The organism is Streptomyces graminofaciens, assembly GCF_030294945.1.
Lineage (GTDB): Bacteria > Actinomycetota > Actinomycetes > Streptomycetales > Streptomycetaceae > Streptomyces > Streptomyces graminofaciens.
Genome location: NZ_AP018448.1, coordinates 8,578,854 through 8,593,740 on the forward strand (window position 1 = coordinate 8,578,854; position 14,887 = coordinate 8,593,740).

10 protein-coding genes are annotated in these 14,887 nt (G+C 70.3%); 9 read left to right on the forward strand and 1 reads right to left on the reverse strand.

The window, feature by feature from the left end; translation table 11 throughout:
* The first annotated feature begins 453 nt into the window (after window positions 1–453).
* The 8 genes from leuS (at window position 454) to holA (ending at window position 11,807) form a co-directional block, all read left to right on the forward strand.
* Complete coding sequence (leuS, locus tag SGFS_RS37725; RefSeq protein ID WP_286256675.1) at window positions 454–3,321, forward strand: leucine--tRNA ligase; 2,868 nt, start codon at window positions 454–456, stop codon at window positions 3,319–3,321.
* 229 nt (window positions 3,322–3,550) lie between these two features.
* Entirely contained in the window at window positions 3,551–4,321 is a 771-nt protein-coding gene (locus SGFS_RS37730; RefSeq protein ID WP_286256676.1) for a hypothetical protein, read from the forward strand.
* A gap of 87 nt (window positions 4,322–4,408) precedes the next feature.
* Window positions 4,409–5,254, forward strand: coding sequence for a DegV family protein (locus tag SGFS_RS37735; protein ID WP_286256677.1), 846 nt, complete (start codon window positions 4,409–4,411; stop codon window positions 5,252–5,254).
* A 600-nt stretch (window positions 5,255–5,854) separates the two neighbouring features.
* Window positions 5,855–6,913 (forward strand): ComEA family DNA-binding protein, encoded by a 1,059-nt coding sequence (locus SGFS_RS37740; RefSeq protein WP_286256678.1) that lies wholly within the window; start codon window positions 5,855–5,857, stop codon window positions 6,911–6,913.
* 104 nt (window positions 6,914–7,017) lie between these two features.
* On the forward strand, window positions 7,018–9,540 hold the full coding sequence (locus SGFS_RS37745) for a ComEC/Rec2 family competence protein (protein WP_286256679.1): 2,523 nt from the start codon (window positions 7,018–7,020) through the stop codon (window positions 9,538–9,540).
* A gap of 10 nt (window positions 9,541–9,550) precedes the next feature.
* Complete coding sequence (locus SGFS_RS37750; RefSeq protein ID WP_286260266.1) at window positions 9,551–10,354, forward strand: arylamine N-acetyltransferase family protein; 804 nt, start codon at window positions 9,551–9,553, stop codon at window positions 10,352–10,354.
* A 132-nt stretch (window positions 10,355–10,486) separates the two neighbouring features.
* On the forward strand, window positions 10,487–10,732 hold the full coding sequence (locus SGFS_RS37755; RefSeq protein ID WP_286256680.1) for a hypothetical protein: 246 nt from the start codon (window positions 10,487–10,489) through the stop codon (window positions 10,730–10,732).
* An 82-nt stretch (window positions 10,733–10,814) separates the two neighbouring features.
* Window positions 10,815–11,807, forward strand: coding sequence for a DNA polymerase III subunit delta (holA, locus tag SGFS_RS37760; RefSeq protein WP_286256681.1), 993 nt, complete (start codon window positions 10,815–10,817; stop codon window positions 11,805–11,807).
* Window positions 11,808–12,245: 438 nt separating this feature from the next.
* Here the strand turns inward: holA and rpsT are convergent, their stop codons facing one another.
* The gene (gene rpsT, locus SGFS_RS37765; RefSeq protein WP_286256682.1) at window positions 12,246–12,512 is read right to left on the reverse strand and encodes a 30S ribosomal protein S20; all 267 of its coding nucleotides are present in this window, start codon (window positions 12,510–12,512) and stop codon (window positions 12,246–12,248) included.
* 308 nt (window positions 12,513–12,820) lie between these two features.
* Between rpsT and lepA the strand changes: the two genes are divergently transcribed.
* The gene (gene lepA, locus SGFS_RS37770) at window positions 12,821–14,689 is read left to right on the forward strand and encodes a translation elongation factor 4 (protein ID WP_286256683.1); all 1,869 of its coding nucleotides are present in this window, start codon (window positions 12,821–12,823) and stop codon (window positions 14,687–14,689) included.
* The last annotated feature ends 198 nt before the right edge of the window (window positions 14,690–14,887 follow it).

Below are 14,887 nucleotides of genomic sequence, written 5' to 3' on the forward strand. Positions count from 1 at the left end.
CAGTTCGGGAAAGCGGTCCCGTCGTCGCACTGTAAGTGAGAGCAAACCGGCCGGTACGAGATTTGAGTTATTGCGCTGTTATCAAAGACCAATCTCACATCCGGCTTGCCCCTTAGGGGTTGTTACGCGAAGTAAGATTTGAATCTTGTTCAACTTTTTTGGCCGGATCTCGTGGCCGAAACGCGGAGGGTCCGTGTCGGCAAGGGGCGGATTCTGTGTGCGTTCCGGGGGCGCGCGGGCCCGGAACCGCGTCGCGGCGCGCGCGGGCCCTGCGGTACCCTGATCGCATGCGTGCCGTACGCCTTCTGCTTAGCGAGCCGCGCTGATCAGTCCCGACCACCGGTGAGCCGGATGGGTCGGAATCGGCGCGGCGTCCCCTCCTGTGCGAGGGGATTTTTCGTTTCCGGAACGACACAGCCGCTGGCAGAGACGATCGATGGAGCTTTGAGGATCATGAGCGAGACGAACCCCGCTGCCGCCGTTGAGGTGGCCGCGCCGCACCGCTACACGGCAGCCGTGGCCGCCGAGATCGAGGCACGCTGGCAGGACTTCTGGGACGCCGAGGGCACCTACGCGGCGCCGAACCCGACCGGTGACCTGGCGGACGACCCCGAGCTGGCCGCCAAGCCCAAGAAGTTCATCATGGACATGTTCCCGTACCCCTCCGGTGCGGGCCTGCACGTCGGCCACCCGCTGGGCTACATCGCCACCGACGTCTTCGCCCGCTACCAGCGCATGACCGGCCACAATGTCCTGCACACCCTGGGCTTCGACGCCTTCGGCCTGCCCGCCGAGCAGCACGCCGTACAGACCGGCGAGCACCCCCGGGTCACCACCGAAGCCGCCATCAACAACATGAAGTCCCAGCTGCGCCGGCTGGGCCTGGGCCACGACAAGCGCCGGTCGTTCGCCACGATCGACCCGGACTACTACAAGTGGACCCAGTGGATCTTCCTGCGGATCTTCAACTCCTGGTACGACGACGAGGCGAAGAAGGCCCGCCCGATCGCCGAGCTGATCGCCCAGTTCGAGTCCGGTGAGCGCGCGCTGCCCGGCGGGCACTCCTGGAGCGAGCTGAGCGCCGCCGAGCGTGCCGACGTCCTGGGCGAGTACCGCCTGGCGTACGCCTCCGACTCGCCGGTCAACTGGTGTCCCGGCCTGGGCACCGTGCTGGCCAACGAGGAGGTCACCGCCGACGGCCGCTCCGAGCGCGGCAACTTCCCCGTCTTCAAGGCCAAGCTGCGCCAGTGGAACATGCGCATCACCGCGTACGCCGACCGGCTGCTGGACGACCTGAACGAGCTGGACTGGCCCGAGGCCATCAAGCTGCAGCAGCGCAACTGGATCGGCCGCTCCGAGGGCGCCCGCGTCGACTTCCCGATCGACGGCGAGAAGATCACCGTCTTCACCACCCGCCCCGACACCCTGTTCGGCGCGTCCTACATGGTCCTGGCGCCCGAGCACCCCCTGGTCGAGAAGTTCACCCCGGACACCTGGCCCGAGGGCACCCACGACGTGTGGACCGGCGGGCACGCGACCCCGGCCGAGGCCGTCGCCGCCTACCGCGCGCAGGCCGCCTCCAAGTCGGACGTCGAGCGGCAGGCCGAGGCCAAGGACAAGACCGGTGTCTTCATCGGCTCGTACGCGACCAACCCGGTCAACGGCGAGCGGATCCCGGTCTTCATCGCCGACTACGTCCTGATGGGCTACGGCACCGGCGCGATCATGGCCGTACCCTGCGGCGACCAGCGCGACTTCGAGTTCGCGCGCGCCTTCGAGCTGCCGATCCACTGCATCGTCGAGCCGACGGACGGCCGCGGCACGGACACCTCCACCTGGGAGGACGCCTTCGGCGCGTACGACGCGAAGATCATCAACTCCACCGGTGACGGCGTCTCCCTGGACGGTCTGGGTGTCGCCGAGGCCAAGGCGCGCATCACCGAGTGGCTGGAGCGGTCCGGCATCGGCCAGGGAACCGTCAACTTCCGGCTGCGCGACTGGCTGTTCAGCCGCCAGCGCTACTGGGGCGAGCCCTTCCCGATCGTCTACGACGAGGACGGCGTCGCCCACTCGCTGCCCGAGTCGATGCTGCCGCTGGAACTGCCCGAGGTCGAGGACTACTCGCCGCGCACGTTCGAACCGGACGACGCGGACACGTCTCCGGAGACGCCGCTGTCGCGCAACGCGGACTGGGTGAACGTCACCCTGGACCTGGGTGACGGTCCCAAGAGGTACACACGCGAGACCAACACCATGCCCAACTGGGCCGGTTCCTGCTGGTACGAGCTGCGCTATCTGGACCCGCACAACTCCGAGAAGCTGGTCGACCCGGAGATCGAGCGCTACTGGATGGGCCCGCGCGAGGGGCAGCCGCACGGCGGAGTCGACCTGTACGTCGGCGGCGCCGAGCACGCCGTGCTGCACCTGCTGTACGCGCGCTTCTGGTCCAAGGTCCTGTTCGACCTGGGGCATGTCTCGTCCGCCGAGCCGTTCCACAAGCTGTTCAACCAGGGCATGATCCAGGCCTTCGTCTACCGCGACAGCCGTGGCTTCCCGGTGCCGGCCGCCGAGGTGGAGGAGCGCGACGGCGCGTTCTACTACCAGGGCGAGAAGGTCTCCAAGCTGCTGGGCAAGATGGGCAAGTCCCTGAAGAACGCGGTCACTCCGGAGTCGATCTGCGCGGAGTACGGCGCCGACACCCTGCGCCTGTACGAGATGGCCATGGGCCCGCTGGACGTCTCCCGGCCGTGGGACACGCGCGCGGTGGTGGGCCAGTTCCGGCTGCTGCAGCGGCTGTGGCGCAACGTCGTCGACGAGACGACCGGCTCACTGGCGGTGGCCGACTCCGAGCCCGACGAAAACACCCTGCGCGCCCTGCACAAGGCGATCGACGGGGTGCGCCAGGACCTGGCGGGCCTGCGCTTCAACACCGCGATCGCCAAGGTCACCGAGCTGAACAACCACCTGACCAAGGTCGGCGGGCCGGTGTCGCGTTCCGTCGCCGAGGCCCTGGTCCTGCTGGTCGCGCCGCTGGCCCCGCACATCGCCGAGGAGCTGTGGCGCAAGCTGGGCCACACCGACTCCGTCGTCCACCAGGACTTCCCGGTCGCCGACCCCGCGTACGTCGTCGACGAGGCCGTCACCTGCGTCGTCCAGATCAAGGGCAAGGTCAAGGCCCGCCTGGAGGTGTCGCCGGCCATCTCCGAGGAGGAGCTGGAGAAGGTGGCCCTGGGCGACGACCGGGTGGTGGCCGCGCTGGGTGGGGCGCCCATCCGGAAGGTGATCGTGCGGGCACCGAAGCTGGTGAACATCGTCACGTAGATCCATATTGGTGCTGTAAGCGCTGTAAGCGCTGTAAGCGCTGTAAGCGCCGGTCAGGGCCGTGAGGGTCGTCCCCTACGGGCAGAGCCAGGGTTGTGTCCGGGCAGATCCAGGGTTCCGGTGGAACTCTGGATCTGCCCGTTGCGTTTACCGTTGAAGAGCGTCGCGATGTGGGATGTGTGTCGAGACATCGAGACGTGTCGTCGCAGGCCGGAGGTAGGAGCGCGCCGTGGAAGCCGTGATCGCAGTCGTCGCCCTGCTCTTCGTGCTGCTCGTGGTACTGGGCGCCTACGCCACGGTGAAGGCGGTCGGCGCCGCCAAGCGAGGCGTGGACCGTACGATCTCGCAGGCCAAACGCACGGTCGAGGACACGACACTGCGCGCGAGAAGCCTCGCCCAGCCGGGCCCGGCGGGTGAACTGGCCGACCTGCGGCTGAAGTTGCGCACATCGATGCGCGCCACCCAGGACGCGCTGCGGGCGGGCGTCGGCGAGGACGAGTCCCTGAAGGAGTCCCTGGCCCTCTTCGAGCGGCTCAGCCGCCACGGCCGGGAGCTGGACGACGAACTCAAGCGCCTGGAGGCGGAGCCGAACCGCGGCCAGCTGGCCGACCGGCTGCCCGACCTGCGGGAGCGCACGAAGAAGGTCATCGAGTCGGCGGACTCGCTGCGCTGGGCCGCCAACGACCGCGCCCGCCGCTTCGCCGAGGACGACCTGGACACGCTCAGCGCGCAGATCGACGTCGAGGCGGGAGCGCTGCGGCACTGGACGACGGAGCCGACGCCCGTGTGGCCCGAGGCACCGAAGCCCGAGCCCATGGCTTCCACGGGGCAGACCTGGCCCGGGAGCGCCGGGTCGAGGACGGCGGAGCCACGTCCCTCGCAGTCCCGTGCGGCGGAGTCTCGTAAGGCCGGGGAGCCGCCGAAGCCCGCGATCACTCCGCCGAAGCCGCAACCCACGTACCCGTGGCAGAAGAAGCCTCGCCCGGAGAGCACGACTTGATGCCGGTCCCCTTGTGCGTGATTGCCCGGCCGTAGGTCGGAGGGGCCGGGCTGCCGTCGGTGCGGCTTGGCGGGTAACCTCCAGCTCATGTCCCGCCATGTCGCGATCGTCACCGATTCAACGGCCTACCTGCCGCCGCCGGCGATGGAGCGTCACGGCATCATCGCGGTGCCGTTGACCGTGGTCCTCGGCGACCAGGCGTTGGAGGAGGGCACCGAGATTTCGGCCCGCTCCCTGGCCCAGGCACTGCAGAAGAGACGGTCCGTCACCACCTCCCGCCCCAGCCCCGAGCTGTTCGCGCAGACCTACCGCGAGGTCGCCGAGTCCGGTGCCACGGGCATCGTCTCGCTCCATCTGTCCGCCGAGTTCTCGGGTACGTACGACGCGGCGGTGCTCGCGGCTCGTGAGGCCCCGGTGCCCGTGCGGGTGGTGGACACCGGGATGGTCGCGATGGCGCTCGGCTTCTGCGCGCTGGCCGCCGCCGAGTCCGCGGAGGCGGGCGGCACGGTCGACGAGGCCGTCACGGCGGCGGAGAAGCGGGCCGCCGGCACGTCCGCGTACTTCTACGTCGACACACTGGACTATCTGCGCCGGGGCGGACGGATCGGCGCGGCCCAGGCGCTGTTCGGCTCGGCGCTCGCGGTGAAGCCGCTGCTGCAACTCGACGGCGGGCGCATCGAGATGCTGGAGAAGGTGCGTACGGCGTCCAAGGCCATCGCCCGCCTTGAGGAGATCGTCGTCGAACGGGCAGGCAGCGCACAGGTGGACATCGCCGTGCATCACCTCGCCGCGCCGGAGCGGGCCTCGGCGCTCGCGGACCGGTTGCGGGCGCGGGTTGCGGGGCTGGCCGATCTGCATGTGAGCGAGGTCGGGGCGGTGATCGGGGCGCACACCGGGCCCGGGTTGCTCGGGGCGGTCGTCTCGCCCAAGTGAGGGTGAACGCTGCGGTGGGTCTTGGGTTCGTGCCGCTGTTTTGAGGGCCGATCTCGGGGGTCAGATCTCGGGTCTTGAGGGTCAGATCTTGAGAGTCGGATGTCGATCGCTTGAGGGGCCGATTCCGAGGGTCCGATTCAGAAGGGTCGATCGCTCGTGTGGGTGACGGAGTTATCCACAACTGGGCGGTAATCCACGGAAATTGAGCATGATCATCGCGAGGGCGCGGAGTCGTTCCATCCTCGTCGCATGGCACTTCGATCACGCTCACGTACAGCGACAGTCAGCAGCGGGCCGGGCCGGGGACCTGCCTCCGACGGCCGTTCCCGATACCGGTCCCGACCGCCCAGGGGGCGGGCAGGGCGGCGCCGCGAGGCCTCGGCGGAGGCATTGAGGTTGCGCGTGGAGACGCTGTTCCCCGAGAGGGCGGTCCCGGAGAGGGCAGTCTCGGAGAGGGGTGGGGAGCGGCGGGAGTTGGGGGAACGGGGGCATGGGCCGCCGGGGGAGGCGGGGGGTGTTCAGGGCACTGACGGTGCTGAGGGCACTGTGGGTGCTGGAGGCGTTGGCGGCGCTGAGGGCGCGGCCGGGCTCGGGCAGGCGATGGGGAGGACGAGGCTCGGGCAGCCGGTCGGTGCGACGGGGCTGGGGGTCGGTGTGGCTCGGAGCTTCGGTCGTGATCAGGCGTGGGCCGACGAGGGTCGGGGCGTTGAGGCCACGGGGCGCGTGGGCCGGGGCGAGCGCGCGGGGCGCAGGGAGCTCGCGGAGCGCGTAGGCCGGCTGAGTGGCGCCTTCGGGGAGGTGGGGGAGCGGGACCTTCCGCGTGAGAGCACGGCATTGGTCGGAGGTGGAGACGAAGCGACCGGTGGCGGCGAGGCTGTGGTCGGCGGCGGGGACGGTGCTGTGGGCCGCAGCCCCGGAGGGGCCTGGCGGGAGCGGGTCGGGCCGGCTGTGCGGGAGCGGCTGCCGTTGTGGTTGCAGGCGCGGTGCGGTCTCGAACGCAAGAGCGTGATCGCGCTGAGCGTGGTGTTGGTCGTCGCAGCGTTGTTCGCCGCGCAGCACTTCTGGGCGGGCCGGGTGCAATCGGTGAGCGCGCCCGAGGTGGTGCGGTCGGTGGTGTCCCACGGCGCGTCGGGCGGCGAGCGGGAGGCCGTACCGGGTGGCACGGCGGGCGGAGCCACGGCTGTTCCCGCGGCACCGCCGATCGTGGTGGACGTCAGTGGAAAAGTGCGGAACCCCGGGATCCAACGGCTCCCGGCGGGTTCGCGAGTCGCCGACGCGCTGCGGGCAGCGGGTGGCGTGCGACCGGGCACGAACACCGAGGGACTCAACCGGGCCAGGCTCCTGGTCGACGGCGAACAGGTCGTGGTGGGCGGTGCGGTGCCGGTGACCGGGGCGGGTCCGGGGCCCGGCGGAGGGAGCGGGGCCAGCGCGGGCGGGACGAGTGGCGCCGCCGGAGCGGCCCCCGCCGCGCCCGTCTCCCTCAACACGGCCACCACGGACCAACTTGACACTCTGCCCGGCGTCGGCCCCGTACTGGCCCAGCACATCATCGACTACCGCACCCAGCACGGCGGCTTCCGCTCGGTCGACGAACTCCGCGAGGTCAACGGCATCGGAGACCGCCGCTTCGCCGATCTGCGAAACCTTGTCCGGCCATGAGGGCGCCGGAGAGCGGGGGTTCGGCGGGGGTGGCCGGGGTGAGTGGTGCTTCCGAGACTCATGCGGCACCAGAGGTCATCAGCACCCACTCCCCTCGCCCAGCCGTGCACGCGGCCTCCGCGTCGCGGCTCGGGGTGGCGAATCCGAGGCAGGAAGGGCCGACGGATCTGCGGCTCGTGCCACCCGCGTTGGCCGCATGGGGGACGGCGGCGCTGATGCTGGACGCCTCGACCGGGTGGACCGCGGGTGTGGCGACGGTCTGCCTGGTCACGGGCGGGGCGCTGCTCATGACTCGACGCCGGAGCAGGACCCGCTCGGTCTGGACGCAGGTGTCCGTCGCCGCGATGCTGCTCTGCATCGCCGCGGCAGCCGCCTCGGCCGGGCTGCACGGGGCGGATCTGCGCCGTGGACCCGTTCCCGTCCTGGCACGCCACTACGCCCATGTGACCGCCGACATCGAACTCACCGCCGACCCGAGGCTCACCCGCCCCCGGATCAAGGGGAACCACGCCGCTCCGAGTGCCGTGGTCGTCGAGGCCGAGGTACGGCGGGTACGGGGGCCGGACGGGAGGACGACGGCCACGCGGACGCCGGTCCTGGTCATCGTCGACGTGTCATCGGGCAGGGGCAGAAGGAGTGGTCCGCCTTCGGCCCCCGGACGGGAAGCGCAAGCCCCGCCGGACGAGCGCGCCCGTTCGCCCTGGCTGTCGCTGCTGCCCTCCACGCGGGTACGGGTGGCCGCGCAGGCGGTGCCGGCGCTGGCCGGGGGCGACCGGGTCGCGGCCGTACTGCGGGTACGGGGCGGTGGCCCGCCCGAGGTGGTCGAGGAGCCGAGCGCGGCCCAGAGGCTCGCGGGGCGGCTGCGTGCCGGGCTGCGAGAGGCGACCGACGAACTGGAACCGGACGCAAGGGCCCTGCTGCCGGGCTTCGTGGTCGGCGACACGTCACGGGTACCGGCCGAGCTGGACGAGGCGTTCAAGGCCACGGACCTTACTCATCTACTGGCTGTAAGTGGAGCAAATTTCACTATCCTGCTTGCCCTGTTCATCGGGCCGCCCGGGCTCGCCCAGCGTGCCGAGCGGAGAGGGCTCGCGCCCCGGCTCGGGATCTCGTTGCGGGTGACCGCATTGGTCGGCGGCGCGCTGACGATCGGCTTCGTGATCGTGTGCAGGCCGGATCCGAGCGTGGTGCGGGCCGCGGCATGTGGGTCGATCGCGCTGCTGGCCATCGCGACAGGGCGCCGCAGGTCTCTCATTCCCGCGCTGGCGACTGCGGTACTGCTGCTGGTGCTGTACGACCCGTGGCTCGCCCGTAGCTACGGTTTCCTGCTCTCCGTCCTCGCCACCGGTGCCCTGCTCACCCTCGCTCCGCGCTGGAGTGCCGCGCTGCAGCGGCGCCGGGTGCCGCCGCGCCCGGCCGAGGCGCTGGCCGCGGCGGGGGCCGCGCAGGCGGTGTGCGCACCGGTCGTGGCCGTGCTGTCGGCCCATGTGAGCCTGGTGGCGGTGCCGTGCAACCTCCTGGCGGAGTTCGCCGTGGCGCCGGCCACCGTACTGGGGTTCGCCACGCTGGCGACCGCACCGGTGGCGATGCCCGTGGCCAAGTGCATCGCATGGTGCGCGAGTTGGCCCGCCGGGTGGATCGCGGACATCGCACGCACCGGAGCGTCCCTGCCCGGCGCGGGAGTGGACTGGCCGGGAAGCTGGCCGGGCGCGCTGCTGCTGGCCCTGGTCACGGCGGCTCTCGTACTGGTCGGGCGGCGGCTCGTGGGCCGCCCCTGGCCGGTCGGGATCTGCCTCGTGGCGTTCCTGCTGGTCGTGGTGCAGCCACCCTCGGTCACCAGGGTGATCACGGGGTGGCCGCCGCCCGGCTGGCGGTTCGTGATGTGCGACGTAGGTCAGGGCGACGCGACCGTGCTCGCGGCGGGCGAGGGCACGGGAGTGGTGGTCGACGCCGGTCCTGACCCGACGCTGATCGACCGCTGTCTGACGACCCTCGGCATCACCAGAGTGCCGCTCGTCGTCCTCACCCACTTCCACGCCGACCATGTGGCGGGGCTGCCCGGCGTACTGCGCGGGCGCACGGTCGGCGCGATCGAGACGACCGGGTACGAGGAGCCCGTCGACCAGGCCGAGTTCGTGCACAGGGAGGCCGCGGCCCGGCGTATCCCGGTGACGCGTGCCGTCGCCGGAGAGGAGCGGCGCACGGGCGGGCTCGCCTGGCGGGTGCTGTGGCCGCCACCGGACTCGGGGCCCGTCCCGGAGGGGCCGAACGACGCCAGCGTGACCATGCTCGTACGGTCCGCCGGACTGACCCTGCTGCTCCTCGGCGACCTCGAACCGCCCGCCCAGCGGGACCTGTTGAGATCGGCGGCGCCCGCTGACCTGAGAGCCGTGGACGTCGTGAAGGTCGCCCACCACGGGTCGGCGTACCAGGACCCGGACCTCATACGTGCGATGGCCCCACGCCTGGCGCTCATCTCGGTCGGCTCGGACAACCCTTACGGGCACCCGGCCCCCGGCACGGTCGCGGCGCTCCGGGCCCAGGGTGCCACGGTGCTGCGTACGGACGAGGACGGCGCGATCGCCGTCGCGGGGACGGCGCGGGAACTGCGAGTGGCGAGAGACTGAGTCCATGTCCATGTATCCCGCACAGCTCGACGCCTACCTCCGCCGGATCGGGGCCGAGCGCCCCGCCCGGCCCACCGCCGACGCACTGCGTGAGCTGCATCTGCGCCATCTGCGGACGGTGCCGTTCGAGAATCTCTCGATCCACCTCGGAGAGGAGATCGTGCTGGAGGAGAAACGGCTGCTCGACAAGGTCGTCGGCGAGCACCGGGGAGGCTTCTGCTACGAACTGAACGGGGTGTTCGCGGCGCTGCTCGCGGCACTGGGCTTCGACGTGGCGCTGCTCGCGGCGCGGGTGTACGGCGACGAGGGCAGGCTCGGGATCCCGTACGACCATCTCGCGCTGCGGGTGCGGACCGTGGACGGCGGTGAATGGCTGGCCGACGTGGGGTTCGGGGCGCACAGCCACTACCCGCTGCGGTTCGGGGAGCGGGGTGAGCAGAAGGACCCGTGCGGCACGTTCCGCGTGGTCGGGGCGGAAGGGGAGGGGGAGGCACGGGAGTTCGGAGACCTGGATGTGCTGTGGGACGGCACACCGCAGTACCGGCTGGAGGTGCGCCCGAGAGCACTCGGCGACTTCGGAGCCGGAGCCTGGTGGCACAGCACGTCGCCGGCCTCGCACTTCACCCAGTCGCTCGTCTGCTCACTGGTGACCGAGGACGGAGGCCGGATCACCCTCGGCGGCCGTCGGCTCACCCTCACGTCCCCCGGAGGCGACCGCGAGGTGACGGACCTGGGCACGGACGAGGAGATCCTGACCGTGTACCGGGAGCGGTTCGGGGTGGAGCTTCGGCGGGTGCCCGAGGTTCGGGAGTGAGGGAGGGGTGGGGAGTGGGGGAGGGGTGATGGGGAGGGTGGGCGCGGGGGAGGGGGAGGGGGGAGCCCCCCACCCCGGTATGAGGTGACCCGGCCGGTATGAGGGGACCCCGCCGTAGCGGAAAATGTTCTCGTGAGTGATGTGAGACATGTGCTGGTGCTGCCCGACCGTGAGGCCGCGGAAGAGGCGGTGGAGGCGCTCCGGGAGCGGTTCGCGGTCGACGAGGAGCCGCAGGTGGTGCGGGACGCGTTGGCCGGGGAGGACGACGCGGAGGACGCGCAGTGGCTCGTGGTGCTGCGGGACGAGGACGGGCGGCTCGACGCGGCGGCGTTGGACGAGTTCGCGGGGGAGTGGGACGGGTGGCGGGAGGAGCCGTAGCGCTCCGCCGGGGCTGGAGCCGGGCTGGGGCGGGGCTGCCGCGAGGGTCGCGTTGTCAGTGGGTCGTGGGATGCTTTCGGGGATGGCCAAGAAGACCGCACATGACGACCCTCTCGCCCCCGTCACGCTTGCCGTGGGCCAGGAGGACCTCCTGCTCGACCGTGCCGTGCAGGAGGTGGTGGCCGCCGCCCGGGCCGCCGACGCCGACACGGACGTACGTGACCTGACTCCGGACCAGTTGCAGCCCGGCACGCTCGCCGAGTTGACGAGTCCGTCGCTCTTCGCGGAGCGCAAGGTCGTGGTCGTACGCAACGCGCAGGATCTCTCGGCCGACACGATCAAGGATGTGAAGGCGTATCTGGGGGCGCCCGCCGAGGAGATCACCCTTGTGCTGTTGCACGCGGGTGCGGCCAAGGGCAAGGGGCTGCTGGACGCCGCGCGCAAGGTGGGGGCGCGGGAGGTGGCGTGCCCGAAGATGACGAAGCCGGCGGATCGGCTGGCGTTCGTGCGGGGCGAGTTCCGGGCGCTCGGACGGTCCGCGACGCCTGAGGCGTGCCAGGTGTTGGTCGACGCGATCGGGAGTGATCTGCGGGAGCTTGCCTCGGCGGCCTCGCAGCTGGTCGCGGATGTCGAGGGGACGATCGACGAGGCCGTGGTCGGGCGCTACTACACCGGGCGGGCCGAGGCGTCGAGCTTCGAGGTCGCGGACCGGGCGGTCGAGGGTCGGGCCGCGGAGGCGCTGGAAGCGCTCAGGTGGTCGCTGGCGACCGGGGTGGCGCCGGTGTTGATCACCAGTGCGTTGGCGCAGGGAGTGCGGGCCATCGGGAAGCTGTCGTCCGCGCGGGGTGGGCGGCCGGCGGATCTCGCTCGGGAGCTGGGGATGCCGCCGTGGAAGATCGATCGGGTGCGGCAGCAGATGCGGGGGTGGACGCCGGACGGGGTGGCGATCGCATTGCGGGCGGTCGCGGAGGCGGATGCCGGGGTGAAGGGCGGGGGGGATGATCCCGAGTACGCGTTGGAGAAGGCGGTTGTGGCGGTTGCTCGGGCGGCTCGGGCTCGGCGAGGGGCTGCGTAGCGGGGGGTTGGCGTGGAGGGGGTCGCCCCCGCCGCCCCTACCCGTCCCATCCTGAACCTGAGGGCTGCCGCCCCCAGACCCCCGCTTCGGCCTGGACGGCCTCGTCCTCGAACGCCGGACGGGCTGAGTGTGCCTGGACCCGGCTGGAAGGCGTGCCCCGGAGGCACAATCCGAGTCGCCGACAGCCCCGCTGAACTTCACAACCACCGAAGCCCCCCCACCACCCCACCCCACCCCACAAACCCAAAAACCCCACCCCCACCCCGGGGAAGGGGCGGGAAGCGGGGTCTCGGTCAAAGATGGTGAACCTGTACCCGCGTGGCGAACGCAGGCCGCGTACAGGTTCGGGTGCCGGGTGGGAGCGGAGAGAGAGGGCCCGCTCTGGGTCCAGCCGGCGGTCAAGTCGGAGGGGGTGGAGCCGTAGTGGCTCCGCCGGCCTCAGCCCTTGAGGGTGGCGACCTTCGAAGCAAGCGCCGACTTCTTGTTGGCGGCCTGGTTCTTGTGGATGACGCCCTTGGAGACGGCCTTGTCGAGCGCACGAGCGGCAGCGCGCTGCAGCTCGGTGGCCTTCTCCACGTCACCCGCGGCAGTGGCCTCGCGGGCCTTGCGGATCGCGGTCTTGAGCGACGACTTGACGGCCTTGTTGCGAAGGCGCGCCTTCTCGTTCGTCTTGTTCCGCTTGATCTGGGACTTGATGTTCGCCACGAATGAGCCTTTTCAGCTACTGGTGCACGAGGACGTGAACAGACAGGCCACGCAGGACTGCCGGACACGCCTCGGGAACCGCTTGGTTTCTTTGGGGTGTGCCTCCTGCTGAGAGGGCATGAGACACAGCCACCCAGGCTAGCAGTCGCCCTCCGGCCAGCCCAAACCGGCCTCCGTGACGATCGGGCGGGGGGTGCCCGCACGGCCCGGACCCGCTTCAGGCCCGTACCCGTGGGACCATGGAGCCTACGTATCGATCCGACCCGAGACCGCAGACGATGCGGACGCCTCAAGAATCAGGACCCTGCGTGCCCGCGATCCCCAGCCATGTGCCCGAGCCGAGCCGTACCGACCCGGCGCTGATCCGCAATTTCTGCATCATCGCCCACATCGACCACGGCAAGTCCACGCTCGCCGACCGGATGCTCCAGCTGACCGGTGTGGTGGATCAGCGGCAGATGCGTGCTCAGTACCTCGACCGCATGGACATCGAGCGTGAGCGCGGCATCACCATCAAGTCCCAGGCGGTGCGTCTGCCCTGGGCGCCCACCACCGATCCGGGCAAGACGCACATCCTCAACATGATCGACACCCCGGGGCACGTCGACTTCACGTACGAGGTGTCGCGGTCGCTGGCGGCCTGTGAGGGCACCGTCCTGCTCGTCGACGCGGCTCAGGGCATCGAGGCGCAGACCCTCGCCAACCTGTACCTGGCGATGGAGAACGACCTCAAGATCATCCCGGTGCTCAACAAGATCGATCTGCCGGCCGCCCAGCCGGAGAAGTTCTCCGAGGAGCTCGCCAACCTCATCGGATGCGACCCCGAGGACGTCCTCAAGGTCTCCGCCAAGACGGGCGTGGGCGTCGACGCGCTGCTCGACAAGGTCGTACGCGAGGTGCCGGCGCCGGTCGGCGTCAAGGACGCGCCCGCCCGCGCCATGATCTTCGACTCCGTCTACGACTCCTACCGAGGTGTCGTGACGTACGTCCGTGTCATCGACGGGCAGCTCAACAAGCGTGAGCGGATCCGGATGATGTCCACGGGCGCCACGCACGAGCTGCTGGAGATCGGGACCAACTCGCCCGAGATGCTCGGCGCCGACGGCCTCGGCGTCGGCGAGGTGGGCTACCTCATCACCGGTGTGAAGGACGTCCGTCAGTCCAAGGTCGGTGACACCGTCACCAGCCAGCAGAAGGGGGCGACGGAGGCCCTCGGCGGATACAAGGACCCGAAGCCCATGGTCTTCTCCGGGCTCTATCCGCTGGACGGCTCCGACTACCCCGAGCTGCGCGAGGCCCTCGACAAGCTCCAGCTCAACGACGCCGCGCTGGTCTACGAGCCGGAGACCTCCGCCGCCCTCGGCTTCGGTTTCCGCGTCGGCTTCCTGGGGCTGCTGCACCTCGACGTGATCCGCGAGCGGCTGGAGCGCGAGTTCGGCCTCGACCTGATCGCCACCGCGCCCAACGTGGTCTACCGGGTCGTGATGGAGGACGGCAGCGAGCACGTCGTCACCAACCCGAGCGAGTTCCCCGAGGGGAAGATCAATGAGGTGTACGAGCCCGTCGTGCGCGCCACGATCCTCGCACCGACCGAGTTCATCGGCTCGATCATGGAGCTCTGCCAGACCCGGCGCGGCACCCTCCTCGGCATGGACTACCTCTCCGAGGACCGCGTCGAGATCCGCTACACCCTGCCGCTCGCCGAGATCGTCTTCGACTTCTTCGACCAGCTGAAGTCGAAGACGCGTGGTTACGCGTCGCTGGACTACGAGCCCACCGGCGAGCAGACCTCCAGCCTCGTCAAGGTCGACATCCTGCTGCACGGCGACAAGGTGGACGCCTTCTCGGCGATCACCCACAAGGACGCGGCGTACGCGTACGGGGTGCGGCTCGTCGCCAAGCTGCGCGAGCTGATTCCGCGGCAGGCCTTCGAGGTGCCGATCCAGGCCGCCATCGGCTCCCGCGTCATCGCCCGCGAGACGATTCGCGCCATCCGCAAGGACGTCCTCGCCAAGTGCTACGGCGGTGACATCTCCCGGAAGCGGAAGCTGCTGGAGAAGCAGAAGGAAGGCAAGAAGCGGATGAAGATGGTGGGCTCTGTGGAGGTTCCGCAGGAGGCCTTCATCGCCGTGCTGTCCAGCGACGACAGCGCGGGTGGCGGCAAGGGCAAGAAGTAGTCGCCGTCAACTCCGGAAACTTGGGCAGAGTGCGGCCCCGTCGCGTCACTACGCGACGGGGCCGTGTGCGTCGGTACGGTCGTTCCCGGTGGAAAGTGACGGGCCGCCGCCCCTTACGAACAGGCCAGTCGCGCTCTACCCTGATCACCACTCGCTAGTTACTCGCGAGTTAAACAACAGTCGCATTGAGCCAGCCGC